The sequence below is a fragment of the Tritonibacter sp. SIMBA_163 genome, from assembly GCF_046535935.1.
Lineage (GTDB): Bacteria > Pseudomonadota > Alphaproteobacteria > Rhodobacterales > Rhodobacteraceae > Epibacterium > Epibacterium scottomollicae.
Window position 1 is genome coordinate 1 of the sequence record NZ_JAWJBP010001218.1, and the last position, 240, is coordinate 240.

Consider the following 240-nt stretch of genomic DNA (forward strand, 5'->3'; position numbering starts at 1 on the left):
GGCGGCGGAGGCCGCTGAGTAAGCCGAACCTAAGGGCAGTAAAAACTTCAGGGTGATCGGTGATACGACCGGTCCCTCTTTTCGTTTTTGATGGGAATTTTCAAAGCTGCGAGAGCCCTGAGGCACGGCCTGCCTTGTTTCTTGAACCCGCGCGTCCCATTTCATCGGCAACGGGATGGAGGAGCAAGTCATTGTTCTGCCGATATTATGAGTATTGAGGAGGATCGAGGTCATGGATTT

Annotated in this window: 1 protein-coding gene; it reads right to left on the minus strand. The window is 52.9% G+C overall.

What is annotated here, in order from left to right; all coding sequences use genetic code 11:
- On the minus strand, window positions 1-240 hold a 240-nt coding region (locus R0J92_RS26185), incomplete at both ends, for a hypothetical protein (RefSeq protein ID WP_411053839.1).